Source organism: Stutzerimonas kunmingensis (genome assembly GCF_014764705.1).
GTDB lineage: Bacteria > Pseudomonadota > Gammaproteobacteria > Pseudomonadales > Pseudomonadaceae > Stutzerimonas.
This window is the reverse complement of sequence record NZ_JACXXG010000020.1, coordinates 1-18,304: the sequence shown is the minus strand read 5'-3', so window position 1 is coordinate 18,304 and position 18,304 is coordinate 1. Positions and strand designations below refer to the sequence as shown.

General features: G+C 61.1%; 14 protein-coding genes. 2 read left to right on the top strand and 12 right to left on the bottom strand.

Features of this window, described 5'->3' with window-relative positions:
• Window positions 1-2: 2 nt before the first annotated feature.
• The 4 genes from tpiA to ftsH form a co-directional block, all read right to left on the bottom strand.
• Window positions 3-758, bottom strand: coding sequence for a triose-phosphate isomerase (gene tpiA / locus IEG05_RS15095; protein WP_046620277.1), 756 nt, complete (start codon window positions 756-758; stop codon window positions 3-5).
• 65 nt (window positions 759-823) lie between these two features.
• Window positions 824-2,161, bottom strand: a complete 1,338-nt coding sequence (gene glmM / locus IEG05_RS15090) for a phosphoglucosamine mutase (protein ID WP_191122350.1) — start codon at window positions 2,159-2,161, stop codon at window positions 824-826.
• A gap of 10 nt (window positions 2,162-2,171) precedes the next feature.
• Window positions 2,172-3,023: a dihydropteroate synthase gene (gene folP / locus IEG05_RS15085; protein ID WP_046620274.1), complete on the bottom strand. Its 852-nt coding sequence runs from the start codon at window positions 3,021-3,023 to the stop codon at window positions 2,172-2,174.
• A gap of 171 nt (window positions 3,024-3,194) precedes the next feature.
• Window positions 3,195-5,105 (bottom strand): ATP-dependent zinc metalloprotease FtsH, encoded by a 1,911-nt coding sequence (gene ftsH / locus IEG05_RS15080; RefSeq protein WP_041016119.1) that lies wholly within the window; start codon window positions 5,103-5,105, stop codon window positions 3,195-3,197.
• 477 nt (window positions 5,106-5,582) lie between these two features.
• Here ftsH and yhbY point away from each other — a divergent pair, with 477 nt between their 5' ends.
• Window positions 5,583-5,894 carry a ribosome assembly RNA-binding protein YhbY gene (gene yhbY, locus IEG05_RS15075; protein WP_046620272.1) on the top strand — a complete coding sequence of 104 codons (312 nt, stop codon included), beginning with the start codon at window positions 5,583-5,585 and terminating at the stop codon, window positions 5,892-5,894.
• Between the two features lie 35 nt (window positions 5,895-5,929).
• Here the strand turns inward: yhbY and IEG05_RS15070 are convergent, their stop codons facing one another.
• From IEG05_RS15070 to grpE, 8 genes are all read right to left on the bottom strand, one after another.
• The gene (locus IEG05_RS15070; RefSeq protein WP_191122336.1) at window positions 5,930-6,361 is read right to left on the bottom strand and encodes a DUF4149 domain-containing protein; all 432 of its coding nucleotides are present in this window, start codon (window positions 6,359-6,361) and stop codon (window positions 5,930-5,932) included.
• Window positions 6,339-6,815 (bottom strand): transcription elongation factor GreA, encoded by a 477-nt coding sequence (greA, locus tag IEG05_RS15065; RefSeq protein ID WP_042924368.1) that lies wholly within the window; start codon window positions 6,813-6,815, stop codon window positions 6,339-6,341. The genes IEG05_RS15070 and greA overlap by 23 nt, the downstream gene beginning before the upstream one ends.
• The gene (gene carB / locus IEG05_RS15060) at window positions 6,812-10,033 is read right to left on the bottom strand and encodes a carbamoyl-phosphate synthase large subunit (protein ID WP_046620267.1); all 3,222 of its coding nucleotides are present in this window, start codon (window positions 10,031-10,033) and stop codon (window positions 6,812-6,814) included. The genes greA and carB overlap by 4 nt, the downstream gene beginning before the upstream one ends.
• Before the next feature lie 172 nt (window positions 10,034-10,205).
• Complete coding sequence (gene carA, locus IEG05_RS15055; protein WP_044314321.1) at window positions 10,206-11,354, bottom strand: glutamine-hydrolyzing carbamoyl-phosphate synthase small subunit; 1,149 nt, start codon at window positions 11,352-11,354, stop codon at window positions 10,206-10,208.
• A gap of 216 nt (window positions 11,355-11,570) precedes the next feature.
• Window positions 11,571-12,377 carry a 4-hydroxy-tetrahydrodipicolinate reductase gene (gene dapB, locus IEG05_RS15050; RefSeq protein WP_014819225.1) on the bottom strand — a complete coding sequence of 269 codons (807 nt, stop codon included), beginning with the start codon at window positions 12,375-12,377 and terminating at the stop codon, window positions 11,571-11,573.
• Between the two features lie 77 nt (window positions 12,378-12,454).
• Window positions 12,455-13,585 carry a molecular chaperone DnaJ gene (gene dnaJ / locus IEG05_RS15045; protein ID WP_046620263.1) on the bottom strand — a complete coding sequence of 377 codons (1,131 nt, stop codon included), beginning with the start codon at window positions 13,583-13,585 and terminating at the stop codon, window positions 12,455-12,457.
• A 122-nt stretch (window positions 13,586-13,707) separates the two neighbouring features.
• On the bottom strand, window positions 13,708-15,621 hold the full coding sequence (dnaK, locus tag IEG05_RS15040) for a molecular chaperone DnaK (RefSeq protein WP_046620261.1): 1,914 nt from the start codon (window positions 15,619-15,621) through the stop codon (window positions 13,708-13,710).
• Between the two features lie 99 nt (window positions 15,622-15,720).
• Complete coding sequence (gene grpE / locus IEG05_RS15035) at window positions 15,721-16,290, bottom strand: nucleotide exchange factor GrpE (RefSeq protein WP_041016112.1); 570 nt, start codon at window positions 16,288-16,290, stop codon at window positions 15,721-15,723.
• Window positions 16,291-16,491: 201 nt separating this feature from the next.
• On the opposite strand from grpE, the gene recN reads away from it, so the two are divergent.
• Window positions 16,492-18,165 carry a DNA repair protein RecN gene (recN, locus tag IEG05_RS15030; RefSeq protein ID WP_046620259.1) on the top strand — a complete coding sequence of 558 codons (1,674 nt, stop codon included), beginning with the start codon at window positions 16,492-16,494 and terminating at the stop codon, window positions 18,163-18,165.
• Window positions 18,166-18,304: the final 139 nt, after the last annotated feature.

The window sequence follows — 18,304 nt, the reverse complement described above, 5'->3', positions numbered from 1 at the left end:
GTTCAGTTCCCCGCGGCGCGACAGATCGCACCAAATTCATCCGCTTTCAGAGAGGCCCCACCAACCAGCCCCCCGTCAATATCCGCCATTGCGAATAGCTCAGCGGCATTCTCCGCCTTGACGCTGCCGCCGTACAGAAGCCTTACGCCTTCAGCGATGCGGCCATCATAACGCGACAACTGCTCTCGAATGGCAGCATGTACTTCCTGCGCCTGCTCAGGCGTTGCGGTCAAGCCACTACCAATCGCCCAAACAGGCTCGTAAGCAATAACCGCCGACTCGAATGCGGCGACACCACGGTCATCCAGCACTCGCGCCAACTGACGCCCAACCACTTCAAGCGTCTTGCCTGCCCGTCGCTCTTCAAGCGTCTCACCCAGGCACAACACAGGCTTAAGACCACCCACCTGCGCTGCCGAAAACTTGCGACTGACCACTTCGTCCGTCTCACCCAACAACAGGCGACGCTCGGAGTGACCAACCAGAACCCACTTACAACCGAAATCAGCGAACTGCTCAGCCGAAACCTCACCGGTCAGCGCCCCGAAGCCATTCTGCGCCGCACAATCCTGGGTACCGACGGCAACGTGCTCACCATCAACACCATCCAGAACCTGAGAGACATGCACAGCGGAGGGAAACACCGCAATCTCGACATCCGCAGGAAAAACCTGCATCCGGAGAGACTCGACAAGCTCTGCGACGCTAGCGCGGGTACCGTTCATTTTCCAGTTACCAGCTACCATGGAGCGACGCATGCTTTACCTCATCGGTCAAAGTGGGCGCAGATGTTACTCAACAGCAAACGCCCTGGCAAGCGCGATTACGCACAAACTTCGGTAACGATCTTCGCCAGCTCCTCAGCCACGCCACGCACCTGACTTTCGTCATCGCCTTCAACCATGACACGTACCAGCGGCTCGGTCCCGGACTTGCGCAAAAGCACGCGGCCACGCCCACCCATGCGCTCGGTAGCACTGTCGCAAGCAGCTTGCACGCTAGGATGCGAAATTGGATCGCGCTCGCCAGAAAAGCGCACGTTGATCAGCACCTGAGGGCACTTGTGCCAAGCCAGTCGCTCCTGTGCGAGCGTCTGGCCGCGCCGACGAAGCGCCAGCACCACCTGCAACGCCGCGATGATCGCATCGCCCGTGGTGGTGTGTTGCGCACAGACTATATGCCCGGAGTTTTCACCACCCAATGCCCAGCCACGCTCAAGCATCTCCGCGATCACGTAGCGATCTCCCACCTTGGCGCGGGTGAACGGTATCTCCCGCGCTTTCAAGGCAAGCTCAAGCCCCAGGTTACTCATCAGCGTGCCGACAACGCCGCCAGCCAACCGATCTCGCTCCTGCAAATCAGTCGCGATGATGTAAAGCAGTTCGTCGCCATCCACGACCGCACCGGTATGGTCGACCATCATCACCCTGTCACCGTCGCCATCAAAGGCTATGCCCAGATCCGCGCCATGATCGACAACCGCCTTCTGCAGCTGCCCGACATAAGTGGAGCCGACATCGGCATTGATGTTCAGACCGTCCGGCTGCGCACCTATAACCACCACCTCTGCACCCAGCTCACGGAACACGCTGGGTGCAACCTTATAGGTCGCGCCATGCGCGCAGTCGATCACCAGCTTCAACCGGGAGAAATCAGTGCTGGTTGGCACGCTGCTCTTGCAGAACTCGATATAACGGCCAGCCGCGTCATTGATGCGGGATGCCTTGCCAAGCTGTGCCGAGTCGACCACGGTCATAGGCGCATCGATCAACTCCTCGATCATCAGCTCCACTTCATCAGGAAGCTTGGTGCCGCGACCGGAAAAGAACTTGATTCCGTTATCGTGATGCGGATTGTGCGAGGCGCTGATCACAATACCCGCCTCAGCATGGAAGGTACGCGTCAGATAGGCGACTGCGGGCGTCGGCATAGGCCCAAGCAACAGTACGTCCGCGCCAGCCGCCGACAAGCCCGCCTGCAATGCTGACTCGAACATGTAGCCCGAAATACGCGTGTCTTTTCCGATCAGAATCCGGCACTTTCCCTGCTTGCGAAAGGCCATGCCAGCCGCCCAACCCAGCTTGAGCATGAAGTCCGGGGTGATCGGAGCCTGTCCGACATGCCCACGGATGCCATCGGTACCGAAGTATTTTCTAGTCATGGTGCCTTCCCTATTGCGCCGCCTGCACTGCAGCAATCATTCGAACTACATCAACCGTCTCGGCAACGTCATGGACGCGCACAATTTGCGCGCCCTTGCCTACGGCGAGCGCCGCCAAAGCCAGACTGCCGTACAAGCGCTCATCAACTGGCCGACCCAGCACGGCCCCGATCATGCTCTTGCGCGAGACACCGATCAGCAATGGCCGACCCAGCCGATGCAGTACCTCCATACGCCTGAACAGCACAAGATTATGGTTCAGCATCTTGGCGAAGCCGAAGCCGGGATCGAGGACGATGCGATCGAGCGGGATTCCCGCCGCAGCACACGCACCCATTCGCTGCTCAAGAAACGAACAAACCTCCTCCACAACGTCGTCGTAGCGGGGATCCCTCTGCATATCACCTGGCTCGCCGCGCATGTGCATGAGGCAGACCGGCAGGCCAGCGTCAGCCGCGGCATCCAGCGCACCGTCGCGCTGCAGCGAGCGCACGTCGTTGATCAGCCCAGCGCCCAGCCTCGCACACTCGCGGATGACTGCGGGCGTGGACGTGTCCACCGAAACGACCACGTCGAGCTCCCGCGCGATCATCTCTACGATCGGCGCGACCCGCTCCAGCTCTTCGGTCGGCGAGACGGCGCGCGCGCCAGGGCGCGTAGACTCGCCACCAACATCGATCAGCGTAGCCCCAGCCAAGGCCATTGCTTCGGCATGCCGCAGGGCTGCCTCGCGCTCGGCAAAGCGACCACCATCAGAGAAAGAATCGGGTGTGACATTGAGAATCCCCATCACATGAGGACGGGAAAGATCGAGAACCCGGCTGCCACATACCAGCCGAGCGAGGAAAAGAGATTCGGTCATTTACGAGCCTTGAGCTTTCAGGCCGGACACCCTGAACAGGCGCCCCCACACCAGCTGCACCACCATGGCGCAGCGGGCTGGACAATTTACACCAGAAGGGGCGCCTATGCGCCCCTTCTGGTGTACTCCGATTCTCACGCGCCCGATGCAGTCATCGGCTTGCGCATGCCGTCAATGCTCGCCGGCAGGACCACCGATCGGGGTTTGCGGGCGACTATCATCCGGCACGACTGGCGTACCGGACGCGCCCGAGCCGCCTTCCCAATCACGCGGCTCTCGAGGTGTGCGCCCAGCCATGATGTCGTCGATCTGCGGCGCATCGATGGTCTCGTACTTCATCAAGGCTTCGGCCATCACATCCAGCTTGTCGCGATTATCGGTCAAGATCTGCTTGGCCGTCCCGTAGCAGTGATCGATGATGCTGCGCACTTCTTCATCGATCAGCCGCGCGGTTTCACCGGACACATTGGAATGCTGGCTGCCAGCACTGCGACCGAGAAACACCTCGCCCTCTTCCTCGGCGTACATCAACGGCCCAAGCTTCTCCGACAAGCCCCACTTGGTCACCATGTTCCGCGCCAACTGAGTGGCGCGCATGATGTCGTTTGACGCACCCGTGGTGACACCTTCGAAGCCCAGCGTCATCTCTTCCGCTATCCGCCCTCCGAACAAAGAACATATCTGGCTGATCAGCGCGCGCTTCGACAGGCTGTAACGATCTTCCTCTGGCAGGAACATGGTGACGCCTAGCGCCCGACCACGAGGAATGATGGAGACCTTGTAGACGGGATCATGCTCGGGGACCACGCGCCCAACGATGGCATGACCTGCTTCGTGGTAAGCGGTGTTGAGCTTCTCCTTTTCGGACATGACCATGGACTTGCGCTCGGCGCCCATCATGATCTTGTCCTTGGCCAGCTCGAACTCACGCATTTCGACGATGCGCTTATTGGAACGCGCGGCAAACAGCGAAGCTTCGTTGACCAGGTTGGCGAGATCCGCACCGGAGAAACCCGGCGTCCCACGCGCAATTACAGCGGGCTCGACGTTCTCACTGATCGGCACCTTGCGCATGTGCACCTTCAGGATCTGCTCGCGACCGCGAATGTCCGGCAGGCCGACCACCACCTGACGGTCGAAACGACCTGGGCGCAGAAGTGCAGGATCGAGTACGTCCGGACGGTTAGTTGCAGCGATGACGATGATCCCATCGTTCATCTCGAAGCCGTCCATCTCCACCAGCAACTGGTTGAGGGTCTGCTCGCGCTCATCGTGCCCACCACCGAGACCTGCGCCACGATGACGACCAACTGCATCGATCTCGTCGATAAAGATGATGCACGGCGCGTGCTTCTTCGCCTGTTCGAACATGTCGCGGACACGGCTGGCACCGACACCGACGAACATCTCGACGAAATCCGAACCGGAAATGGTGAAGAACGGCACCTTGGCTTCACCTGCAATCGCCTTGGCCAGCAGCGTCTTACCAGTGCCGGGCGGACCGACCATCAGCACACCACGCGGAATGCGACCGCCGAGACGTTGAAACTTGCCAGGATCACGCAGGAACTCGACCAGCTCGTGGACTTCTTCCTTCGCCTCATCGCAGCCGGCGACGTCAGCAAAGGTCGTCTTGACCTGATCCTCGGAAAGCAGGCGCGCCTTGCTCTTGCCGAAACTCATCGGCCCACCCTTGCCACCCGCACCGCCCTGCATCTGCCGCATGAAAAACATGAATACAGCGATGATCACCAGAATCGGGAAGCTGGCAACGAGAAGCTGGGTCCAGATACTTTGCTGCTCAGGCTGCTTGCCCTCGATCAGCACATTGTTGTCGAGCAGATCACCGATCAGACCATTATCCTGAATCGCCGGGCGAATGGTCTTGAAGGTATCGCCTTCGCTGCGCTTGCCGATGATCACGAAACCATCGACCGTCACACGCTCGACGCGCCCTTCCTTGACCTGCTCGAGGAAGTCGGAATAGCTCAGCGTCTGCGGCTCGCTGGGGCTGGAGAAGTTGTTCATCACCGTGACCAGGACGGCGGCGATGATCAGCCACAGAATCAGGTTTTTTGCCATGTCGTTCAAATTAACTACCCTCTGGAGCAAACCCGTTGTCTGCGGGCCGCATGACGGCCGGTTGGTTGCTCGGCCTAACTTACTACACAACGTACTGGAACTGGCAGCCGGTCTGTAACCCTATGAAACAGCCTAGCCCTTGTAACACCGAGCCGTCCATTCAACTGAAGCCTGCACGATAGACCGCAAGATATGGCATTTTGCACCGAGCGCTATTCGCTAGCGCGCCCCGCGACGCAACTCTGCAACCCATATTGGGGCCGTATGGACAATCACAAGGCCGGCATGATTTTTCGTCAGCTGATATCTGACGCGTATCCAGAGACATTCGACGCACGCCCCCCAGCAACCGAAGAAGAACTTTTTGTCGGTACGGACGGATACAGCATGCCCCAAGCTGACGCCTCATCTGTGCGGTCATGCACCTCTCGGTTACACTAGCCGCCGTTTCCAAGGTTCTGACGCAAGGGTCGACATATGCCGCTCACCAACGAGCAAAAGAAGCAGTACAAATCCATCGGCCACCATCTGAAACCGGTCCTGATCGTAGCCGAGAACGGACTGACCGAAGGCGTTCAAGCCGAACTCGAGCGAGCCCTGAACGACCATGAGCTGATCAAGATCCAGTTCCGCCTCGCAGAGCGTGAAGACCGCCGCGCGCTGATGGAAGAACTGTGCAGGATCGGCAAGTGCGAGCTGGTACAGACCATCGGCAAGATGGCCCTGGTTTACCGCAAGAATCCTAAGCCGAACAAGCAGCTTTCAAATATTCACCGCTTCCAGGCCTGAGATCGTGCGCGGCAGACTCAATCTGCCGCGCGCGCTCAGTACTCGCGTCCCGGAGCGGGCTGCAAGACCAGCATCAGGCCACACAGCGCCATCACCAGAAAGCTGAAGCTGGCCCAGTAGAGCGATTCAAACCAGCCCGCCCGCATCAACAGCTGACTGCCCGCAAGCATCATCACTGTCAGCAAAAGCTGGCCGCGAACGTCACGCCACAAGCCGCGCAGCCCCATCACCTGAACCAAGACCAGCGCCTGCAGCGCGCTACAGAATGCGGCAAAGCCGACCAGCAGCGGCTTCAGGCTGCCAGCGATCTCATCGACCAATAAAGTTGCCAGCCCGACGCGCCCAAGGGCAGGCAAGACCAGAAATTGCAGCAGCCACAAGCCGCCGACCCAGAATGTCTGGGCCAGCTGCCAGGTGATGATGCCAGCCCGCGCCGGCTGTCGGTCAGACGTGGCGGACTTCGACAATCTCGTACTCGATCAACCCACTGGGCGTTTTGACGGCCACGACATCACCTTCTTCCTTGCCGATCAATGCGCGGGCAATCGGCGAACTGACCGAAAGCTTGCCCTGCTTGATGTCAGCTTCATCGTCGCCGACGATCTGGTAGGTCACCTGCTCGTCGGTCTCGACATTGGCGATATCCACAGTGGTACCGAAGATTACCTTGCCAGTCGGCGGGATATTGGCGACGTCGATCACCTGGGCGTTCTGCAGGCGGCCTTCGATGTCGCGGATACGCGCCTCAACCATGCCCTGCTGCTCACGCGCGGCGTGATACTCGGCGTTCTCCTTGAGATCGCCCAGTTCGCGCGCCTCGGCGATCGCCTGGGTGATCTGCGGACGCAAAACGGTCTTCAGATGCTTGAGTTCGTCTTCCAGGGCGCGAGCGCCCTGGATGGTCATTGGAAATTTTGTCATGCCTTGATTCCTGCATGGAGATCCTGCAGCCGGCGCACAGTCTTCTCGGGACCGAACTTGAGCGCCTCACAGATCGCCTGGCCACCCGCGATGGTGGTGGTGATGCAGATCTTGTGCTGCAGGGCGTTGCGCCGAATGGAATACGAATCGGCGATGGACTGGCGGCCTTCGGTAGTGTTGATGACCAATGTCACTTCGTCATTCTTGATCATGTCGACCACGTGCGGACGGCCTTCGGTCACCTTGTTCACACGGCGCACCGGCAGTCCGGCCGCCTCGATGATCCGCGCGGTGCCGGCGGTCGCCACCACCTCAAAACCGAGCCCGACCAGATCACGAGCGACCTGTTCGACGTAAGGCTTGTCGTCTTCGCGCACGCTGAGGAACGCGCAACCCGAGGTCGGCAGGATTTCGCTAGCGCCCAGCTGGGCCTTGGCAAAGGCTTCGGCAAAGCTGTCGCCCACACCCATTACCTCACCGGTTGACTTCATTTCCGGCCCGAGAATGGTATCCACGCCAGGGAACTTGGCGAACGGGAACACCGCTTCCTTGACGCTGAAGAATGGCGGGATGATTTCCTTGGTGAAGCCGATTTCCCTCAGGGTCTTGCCAGCCATCACGCGCGCCGCGACCTTGGCCAGCGACTCGCCGATGCACTTGGACACGAACGGTACCGTACGCGAAGCACGCGGGTTGACCTCGAGCACATAGATGTCCTCGCCCTGCACGGCCATCTGCACGTTCATCAGGCCGATCACGTCGAGCTCCAGGGCCATCTTGCGCACCTGGTCGCGGATCTCGTCCTGGATGTGCTGCGGCAGCGAGTAGGCTGGCAGCGAGCATGCCGAGTCACCGGAGTGAACGCCGGCCTGTTCGATGTGCTGCATGATGCCGCCAATAACGACATCGGTACCGTCGCACACGGCGTCGATGTCCACTTCGATGGCGCAATTGAGGAAGTGGTCCAGCAGTACTGGGCTGTCGTTGGACACCTGAACCGCTTCACGCATGTAGCGCTTGAGCTCTTCTTCCTCGTAGACGATCTCCATCGCCCGACCGCCCAGCACGTAGGACGGGCGCACCACCAGCGGGTAGCCGATCGCCTTGGACGCAGCGATGGCTTCCTCCTCACTACGCGCCGTGGCGTTCTGCGGCTGACGCAGATTCAGACGCTGCACCATCTGCTGGAAGCGTTCACGGTCTTCGGCGCGGTCGATCGCATCCGGACTGGTGCCGATGATCGGTACACCCGCCTCTTCCAACGCACGGCAGATCTTCAGCGGCGTCTGCCCGCCATACTGCACAATCACGCCCTTGGGCTGCTCGACGCGGACGATTTCCAGCACGTCTTCCAGCGTTACCGGCTCGAAGTACAGGCGGTCGGACGTGTCGTAGTCGGTGGAGACGGTTTCCGGGTTGCAGTTGACCATGATGGTCTCGTAACCGTCTTCACGCATGGCCAGCGCGGCATGCACGCAGCAGTAGTCGAACTCGATGCCCTGTCCGATACGGTTGGGGCCGCCACCCAGGATCATGATCTTGTCGCGGCTCGACGGGTTTGCCTCGCACTCTTCCTCGTAGGTCGAATACATGTAGGCCGTGTCGGTAGCGAACTCGGCGGCGCAGGTGTCGACGCGCTTGTAGACCGGCAGCACCTTGAGCTTGTGACGGTGACTGCGCAGGTTCTTCTCGGTGACGCCTAACAGCTTGGCCAGACGCGCGTCGGAAAAACCCTTGCGCTTGAGCTTGTACATCATGTCGCGGTCGATGCTGGACAGGCCCAGCGTCTTGACGTGCTCTTCATCCTTGACCAGATCCTCGATCTGCACCAGGAACCAAGGATCGATCTTGGTCAGCGCGAACACATCTTCGACACTCTTGCCGGCACGGAAGGCGTCGGCGACATACCAGATGCGATCGGCGCCCGGCACCGTCAGTTCGCGCTTGAGGGTGCTCTCGGCCTCGGCGTCAGCCAGATTCAGTTTCGGATCGAAACCGGTTGCGCCGACTTCCAGGCCACGCAGCGCTTTCTGCATGGATTCCTGGAAGGTGCGACCAATCGCCATGACCTCACCGACCGACTTCATCTGAGTAGTCAGGCGCGCGTCGGCCTTGGGGAATTTCTCGAAGGCAAAGCGCGGCACCTTGGTCACGACGTAGTCGATGGCCGGCTCGAACGAGGCCGGAGTACGACCACCGGTAATGTCGTTCTGCAGTTCGTCGAGGGTGTAACCGACGGCCAGCTTCGCCGCGATCTTGGCGATCGGGAAGCCGGTAGCCTTGGACGCCAGCGCCGAAGAACGCGACACCCGCGGGTTCATCTCGATCACCACCATGCGCCCGGTGTTCGGGCAGATGCCGAACTGCACGTTGGAGCCGCCGGTTTCCACGCCGATCTCACGCAGGACCGCCAGCGAGGCGTTACGCAGGATCTGGTATTCCTTGTCGGTCAGGGTCTGCGCCGGCGCAACGGTGATGGAGTCGCCGGTGTGCACGCCCATCGGATCGAAGTTTTCGATGGAGCAGACGATGATGCAGTTGTCCTTCTTGTCGCGGACCACCTCCATCTCGTATTCCTTCCAGCCGATCAGCGACTCGTCGATCAGCAGCTCACTGGTCGGCGACAGATCGAGGCCGCGGGCACAGATCTCTTCGAACTCTTCACGGTTGTAGGCGATGCCGCCGCCGGTGCCGCCCATGGTGAACGACGGACGAATGATGCAGGGGAAGCCAACCTTGTCGAGCACGCCATAGGCTTCTTCCATGTTGTGCGCGATGCCGGATACCGGACAGGCCAGACCGATGTCCTTCATCGCCTTGTCGAAGCGCGAACGGTCTTCGGCCTTGTCGATTGTGTCGGCGTTGGCACCGATCATCTCGACGCCGAACTTCTCCAGAATGCCGTGCTTTTCCAGGTCCAGCGCGCAGTTCAGCGCGGTCTGGCCACCCATGGTCGGCAGCAGTGCATCCGGACGCTCCTTCTCGATGATCTTGGCCACGGTGGCCCATTTGATCGGCTCGATGTAGGTCGCGTCAGCCATGGCCGGGTCGGTCATGATGGTCGCCGGGTTGGAATTCACCAGGATGACGCGGAAGCCTTCCTCCTTCAGCGCCTTGCAGGCCTGAGCGCCGGAGTAATCGAACTCGCACGCCTGGCCGATGACGATGGGGCCGGCGCCGAGGATGAGGATGCTTTTGATATCTGTACGTTTTGGCATTTTCGTTACTCGAATCCTTAGGTCAGTCGGCGAGTCATCTTGAAAGTTACTGCGCGCCGCCTGGGCTGCGTTGCGCGGTACTCACTTCCTCGCCGTACTACCTGTACTGTCTCGTCGTTGCGTTCCGGGCGCCTTGCCCAGACCGCGCTCGCTACACTCTCAAGACGACTCGTTACTGTCGTTTGGCCATGGCTTCGATGAAACGGTCGAACAGCGGCGCGACGTCATGCGGCCCCGGGCTCGCTTCGGGGTGACCCTGGAAGCTGAAAGCAACCTTGTCGGTGCGCTCGATGCCCTGCAGGGTGCCATCGAACAGCGACTTGTGTGTCGCACGCACATTGGCCGGCAGACTAGCTTCGTCCACGGCAAAGCCGTGGTTCTGACTGGTGATCATCACCACACCGGTCTTCAGATCCTGAACCGGGTGGTTCGCACCGTGGTGGCCGTTGGGCATCTTCACGGTCGTGGCGCCGGAGGCGAGCGCCAGCAACTGGTGACCAAGGCAGATGCCGAACACCGGAATGTCGGTTTCGAGCACTTGCTGGATCGCCTTGATCGCGTAGTCGCAAGGCTCGGGGTCACCCGGACCGTTGGCCAGGAAGATACCGTCCGGGTTCAGCGCCAGGGCTTCGCTGGCAGGCGTCTGTGCCGGAAGCACGGTGACGCGGCAACCGCGGGCGACCAGCATGCGCAGGATGTTGTACTTCACGCCGTAGTCGAAGGCGACGACATGGTAGGGCAGCTCGCTGGCGGGAATCTCGGCATGGCCGTCATCCTTCAGGCACCAGACACTGGAGCGCCACTCGTAACGCTCCTTGACGCTGACTTCCTTCGCCAGATCCATGCCCTTGAGGCCGGGGAAGCTGCGCGCCAGCTCCAGCGCTTTCTCTTCTGTCGCGTCGCTACCAGCCAGGATGCAGCCGTTCTGCGCACCCTTCTCACGCAGGATACGGGTCAGGCGACGAGTATCGATGCCGGCGATGGCAACGGTGCCATTGGCCTTGAGGTAGTCAGGCAGGGGTTGCTTGTCGCGCCAGTTGCTGGAAATCAGCGGCAGGTCGCGAATAACCAGACCCGCAGCCCAGACTTTCCAGGACTCGGCATCCTCCGGCGTGGTACCCGTGTTGCCGACATGAGGATAGGTCAGGGTTACGATCTGCTTGGCGTAGGAAGGATCGGTGAGGATTTCCTGATAGCCGGTCATGGCGGTGTTGAACACCACCTCACCAATGGTTTGCCCATCGGCGCCGATGGATTCGCCGCGAAAGATGCTGCCATCGGCAAGAGCCAGAATGGCTGGCGTAAGGGCTGGCTTAGTCAAGAGACCTCCCGTAGATCAAGGCTGGAGCAGACGCAGATTGTAAAAAAGCGGGATGACGTGTGAAGGTCATCCCGCTTTTTGTTTGATTCATTTCTGCGCAACTTTTAGTGGACACACTAAAGCGGGAAGCTTACATAAAACCGCCTTTCGGGTCCAGCCAAAATAGCCGGCAAACGCACTCGAACGGGGCGCGACGCTGCCAGCCGACGCAGCGAATCATTTCAGACCGAGCACATCCTGCATGTCGTAAAGACCTGCCGGCTTCTCGTCCAGCCATAGCGCGGCACGCACGGCGCCCTTGGCGAAGGTCATGCGGCTGGAGGCCTTGTGGGTGATTTCCACGCGCTCACCATCGGCGGCGAACAACACTGTGTGATCACCGACCACGTCGCCGGCACGGACGGTCGCGAAGCCGATGGTGTCGCGCTGACGCGCACCGGTTTGCCCCTCACGTCCATACACCGCAACCTTCTGAAGGTCACGCCCGAGCGCCTCGGCGACGACCTCACCCATGCGCAGTGCGGTACCCGAAGGCGCGTCCACCTTGTGCCGGTGATGCGCTTCGATGATCTCGATATCCACGTCGTCACCTAATACCCGCGCTGCCGTATCCAGCAGCTTGAGGCACAGATTGACGCCAACACTGAAGTTGGCGGCAAAGACGATCGGGATGTCCCTGGCCGCCGCAACAAGACGCTCCTTCTCGTCAGGCGAGAATCCGGTGGTACCGATCACCATCGCCTTGCCGGCGCGCCGGCAGACTTCCAGATTCTTCAGGGTCACCGAAGGATGGGTGAAATCGATCAGCACGTCGAACTCATCGATGGCCCTGACGAGCTCACCGGTAAGCGGCACACCCAGACGACCGATGGCTGCCAGCTCGCCGGCATCGGCACCCACCAGAGTGCTATCCGGACGATCGATGGCCGCCGTCAGGCCGGCGGCACCACTGGTCTGCTGCACCGCCTCGATCAAGGTCTTGCCCATACGCCCGGCGGCGCCGGTCACTGCAATACGTCGCATCAATTCAGCTCCAGGCTGCAGGCTTCAAGCGGAGGACGCAGGCACGAAGCCTGCCATCCTCCACCCATAGGCCCTTGTCATACATCACCGAAAAAGCGCTTCACACCTTCGAACCAGCCACTGGCCTTGGGGGAATGCGAGGTGTCACCCTGCAGCGTGCCGCGAAACTCCTCGAGCATCTCACGCTGACGCTTGCTCAGGTTGACCGGCGTCTCCACCGCGACGCGACACAGCAGATCGCCCGCCGCACCACCGCGCACCGGCGCGACCCCCTTGCCACGCAAGCGGAACTGCTTGCCGGTCTGGGTACCCTCAGGAATCTTCAGCTTGACGCGGCCATCCAGCGTCGGCACTTCCAGCTCGCCACCCAACGCGGCATCGGCAAAGCTGATCGGCACTTCGCAATACAAATGTTTGCCATCGCGCTGGAAGATCGCGTGCTCGCGCACATTGACCACCACATACAGATCGCCGGCCGGGCCACCCTGAGTACCCGCCTCGCCTTCGCCAGATAGACGAATGCGATCACCGGTATCGACACCCGGCGGCACCTTGACCGAGAGTGTCTTCTGCTCCTCCACGCGCCCCTGCCCATGGCAGCTGCCGCACGGATCGGAAATCATCTTGCCGCTGCCGTGGCAGCGCGGGCAGGTCTGCTGTACCGAGAAGAAACCCTGCTGCATGCGCACCTGACCGATACCGCCGCAGGTGGTACAGGTAACCGGACTCGTTCCCTTCTTCGCGCCGGAACCATCGCAGGTCTTGCACTCGACCAGGGTCGGCACGCGAATGGTCACGGTGGTGCCGCGCACTGCCTCTTCGAGATCGAGTTCGAGCGTGTAGCGCAGATCACTGCCACGCTGTGCGCCGCCACGACCACCGCCGCGGCCGCCACTGAAGAAATCGCTGAACACGTCGCCGAAGATATCGGAGAAGTTCGCACCACCGTAACCGGCACCGGCTGCGCCAGCACCCATCTGCGGATCGACACCGGCGTGGCCGTACTGATCGTAGGCAGCCCGTTTGCTCGGATCGGAGAGTACTTCGTAGGCCTCGTTGGCCTCCTTGAAGGCGTCTTCAGCCGCCTTATCCCCCGGATTGCGGTCCGGGTGATGCTTCATCGCAAGGCGCCGGTAAGCTTTTTTCAGCTCTGTCTCGCTGACGCCGCGCTCGACGCCCAGCACCTCATAAAAATCGCGTTTGGCCATAACTATCCTGAACCCTCAAATTCATGCCTTCCAGACACGCCGACGCGGGAGCAAGCCCCCGCGCAGCGGTCGGGCCCGCCCGAACGATGTCGGGACGGGCTGGAGCGGAAGCAAGCCAGGGCTTACTTGTTGTCCTTGACCTCTTCGAACTCGGCGTCGACCACGTCGTCGCCCGGCTTGCCCTGCTCATCTGCCGGCTGACCTTCGCCAGCCTGGGCCTGCTCGGCGTACATCTTCTGCGCGACCGGCGTGGAAGCTTGGGAAACCGCAGCGATCTTGGCTTCGATCTCGGCCTTGTCGTCGCCTTTGATGGCCACTTCCAGCTCGCCAAGCGCTTTCTCGATTGCCGCTTTGTCGTCGTCGCTGGCCTTGTCGCCGGCCTCAACGAGCATCTTGCGGGTCGCATGCACCAGCTGATCGCCCTGATTGCGCGCAGTCGCCAACTCTTCGAACTTGCGGTCTTCCTCGGCATTGGCCTCGGCGTCGCGAACCATCTGCTCGATCTCCTCCTCGGACAGACCCGAGTTGGCCTTGATCACGATGGATTGCTGCTTGCCAGTGGCCTTGTCCTTGGCAGACACGTGCAGGATGCCGTTGGCGTCGATGTCGAAGGTGACCTCGATCTGCGGCATGCCACGCGGTGCCGGCGGGATCTCGGCCAGATCGAAGCGACCCAGCGACTTATTTTGCGTAGCCTGCTTGCGCTCGCCCTGCAGCACATGAATGGTCACGGCGCTCTGGTTATCGTCCGCAGTGGAGAACACCTGCGACTTCTTGGTCGGGATGGTGGTGTTCTTCTCGATCAGCGGCGTCATCACGCCACCCAGGGTTTCGATGCCCAGGGTAAGCGGCGATACGTCGAGCAGCAGCACGTCCTTGACGTCGCCGGCCAGGACCGCGCCCTGAATGGCAGCACCCATGGCCACAGCCTCATCCGGGTTGACGTCCTTGCGTGCTTCCTTGCCGAAGAACTCGGCGACTTTCTGCTGCACCAGCGGCATACGGGTCTGACCACCGACCAGGATCACGTCGTCGATCTTCGAAACATCGACGCCGGCATCCTTCAGCGCGATGCGGCACGGCTCGATGGTGCGCTCGACCAGATCCTCGACCAACGACTCCAGCTTGGCGCGGGAGATCTTCACGTTCAGGTGCTTCGGACCAGACGCGTCAGCGGTGATGTACGGCAGGTTGACGTCGGTCTGCTGGCTGGAGGACAGCTCGATCTTGGCCTTCTCGGCAGCTTCCTTCAGGCGCTGCATCGCCAGCGGATCACCCTTGAGGTTCATGCCGGTTTCTTTCTTGAACTCGTCGACGAGGTAGTCGATCAGGCGGATGTCGAAGTCCTCACCACCGAGGAAGGTGTCGCCGTTGGTAGCCAGCACTTCGAACTGGTGCTCACCGTCGACTTCGGCGATCTCGATCACCGAAACATCGAAGGTACCGCCACCCAGGTCATAGACGATCACGGTGTGGTCGCCCTTGGCCTTGTCCATGCCGTATGCCAGCGCAGCCGCGGTCGGCTCATTGATGATGCGCTTGACGTCCAGACCGGCGATACGACCGGCATCCTTGGTGGCCTGACGCTGGCTGTCGTTGAAGTAGGCCGGAACGGTGATCACCGCCTCGGTCACCGGCTCACCGAGGTAGTCCTCGGCGGTCTTCTTCATCTTCTTCAGGATTTCAGCGGAGATCTGCGGCGGCGCCATTTTCTGGCCATTCACCTCGACCCAGGCGTCACTGTTGTCTGCCTTGACGATCTTGTAAGGGACCATCTGAATGTCTTTCTGCACGACTTCTTCGTCGAAACGGCGACCGATCAGACGCTTCACCGCATACAGGGTGTTGTGCGGGTTGGTCACTGCCTGACGCTTGGCCGACTGGCCAACCAGAATTTCGCCGTCGTTCGCGTACGCGATGATCGACGGAGTGGTACGGCCGCCTTCGGCATTTTCAATTACCTTGGCCTTGCCGTTTTCCAGAATCGAGACGCAGGAGTTGGTGGTTCCCAGGTCGATACCGATGATCTTGCCCATTTAATTCGCTCTCCAAATTTCGATTGGTCCGCGCCTGCTTTACCGGCTGCGGGTAACACAAAAACGCTTGGCTACCAGATGGGGGTCGGTAACCGAATTTCAAGCCTTCTCATCAATCGAAGGCGGCACATCGGCGGGCGCCTTGCTGACGACGACCATCGCCGGACGCAGCAGGCGACCGTTGAGCAGGTAACCTTTCTGGAACACCTTGAGCACGCTGCCCGGCTCGACGTGGGTGCTTTCTTCCATGGCCATGGCCTGGTGATGCTCAGGATTGAACGGCTCGCCATGCGGATCGAGCTGCTCGAGCTGGTGACGCGCCAGCGTGTCCTGAAGCAGCTTGAGGGTCAGTTCGACGCCCTCGCGCATGGGCTTGACCGCCTCGTCATCAGCACTGGACAGCTCAAGGCCACGCTCGAGACTGTCGGCAACGGCAAGCAAATCACCGGCGAACTTTTCCAGGGCGAACTTGTGCGCCTTCTCGACATCCTGCTCGGCGCGCCGGCGGATGTTCTGCAGCTCAGCCGCAACGCGCAGTGACTGGTCCTGCGCAGCGGCCAGCTGCTCTTCCAGCGACTGCACGCGGGCGGCCAGATCCTCGGCTACGTCCGCTTCCGAGTGCTCGGGCGCTTCCGGGTTCTGGTTATCCAGGTTCTGCTCGTCGGCCATAGGTCCTCCTCTCTATACGATCAGCGGGCAGCAAACCCGCGCTTGTGCCGCTATATGGGGGCGCGAAAACAGGCTTCAAGGGCGGAAAGCGAAGAGCGCCCAGCGAAATGACGAGCAACCGCACACTCATCCTTCAACGCTTGTAGCGCCCAGGAAAACCACTGTATAAATAGCCAGCCACGCAAATCGGGAGCCCTTGCCATGCTGGTTCATCTATCGGTCCACAACTACGCCATCGTCGAGCACCTCGACCTCGAGCTGAAACGCGGCATGAGCGTCATCAGCGGAGAAACCGGCGCAGGCAAGTCGATCATGCTCGACGCCCTCGGCCTGACGTTGGGCGACCGGGCCGACAGCAGCGTGGTGCGCATCGGCGCCGACAAGGCCGACATTCTTGCCAGCTTCGACCTGGACGATATTCCCGACGCCCGCGCCTGGCTCGCCGAGCGCGACATGGACCATGACGGGCCCTGCATCCTGCGCCGTGTCATCACCGCCGAAGGTCGTTCCCGCGGCTACATCAACGGCACCCCTTGTCCGCAGGGCGACCTCAAGTCGCTGGGCGAGCTGCTTATCGATATCCACAGCCAGCACGAGCATCAATCCCTGCTGAAGACCGACACCCATCGGCGCCTGCTCGATGAGTACAGCGGCAACCAGGAGCTGGCGCGACAGGTCCAGCTGGCCGCCCAGCGCTGGCGGCAGACGCGACAGACCCTGGAACGCCTGAGCAACAGTGGCGACGAACAGCGCGCACGCCACCAATTGCTCAGCTACCAGCTGGAAGAGCTGGAGAACCTGGCGTTGGGCGAGAACGAACTGGAGCAACTCGAGCGCGAACACAAGAACCTGGCCAATGCTGAGCAGTTGCTCGGCGCCTGCCGACAGGTCATGGAGCTGTGCAGCGAGAGCGATGCCGGCAACGTACTGTCGGCACTGACCAGCAGCCTGCAGCGTCTGAGCGCCTTCCAGAACCAACCTCAGGCCCTGAGCGAAGCAGTCAATCTGCTGGCGAGCGCGCAGATTCAGGTCGAAGAGGCGATCGGCGAGCTGAACCGCTTCGTCGATCACTTCGACGCCGATCCGGAGCGCCAGCAAATGCTGGAAGAGCGGCTGGATACCATCTACACCCTCGCTCGCAAGCACCGCGTGCAACCGACCGAACTGCCCAACCTGCACCAGCAGCTGCTGGAGGAGCTAGAAGGGCTTAACGCCGACGACGAAGCAGTCGAGCGCCTCGGTGAAGAACTGGCGGTCTACGCTCGGCACTACGAAGAAAAAGCCGGCGAACTCAGCCGCATGCGCCAGGCCGCGGCCGAACAACTGGCCAGCGCTGTCGAGGTAGAGATTCAAAGACTGGGTATGCCAGGCGGCAGATTCAGCGTGCAACTCAAGCCTGCAGCCGAAGGCGAACTGATGCACTACGGCCTGGAGCAGGTCGAGTTCCTGGTCAGCGCCAACCCGGGCCAGCCCCTGCGCGCCCTGGCCAAGGTCGCATCCGGGGGTGAACTATCACGCATCAGCCTGGCGATTCAGGTGATCACCGCGCAGACATCCCGCGTACCGACGCTGGTGTTCGATGAAGTCGACGTGGGTATCGGCGGCCCCACCGCGGAGATCGTTGGCCAGCTGCTGCGCCGCCTCGGCGAGCGCGGCCAGGTGCTGACCGTCACCCACCTGCCGCAGGTCGCCGCCCAAGGACATCACCACCTGTTCGTGCACAAGGCTCGCGGGGCGGATGAAACCCGCACTGCCGTCGCAGAGCTGGATCAGAACGGCCGCGTCGAGGAAATCGCGCGAATGCTCGGAGGCGTCGACCTGACCGAGCAGTCCCTGGCACATGCCCGACAGATGGTCACCTCCGCACAAGCCTGAGCCCGGCAGCCAGGATCGGGTAGGAGGCGGCCTCACGGCCGCCGTCCTCCCACACCACCGTGCGTACGGTTCCGTACACGGCGGTTCAGGCCATGCGGTTAAGCCGATTGATCGTATCCAGTATCGAGACCAGTCCAAG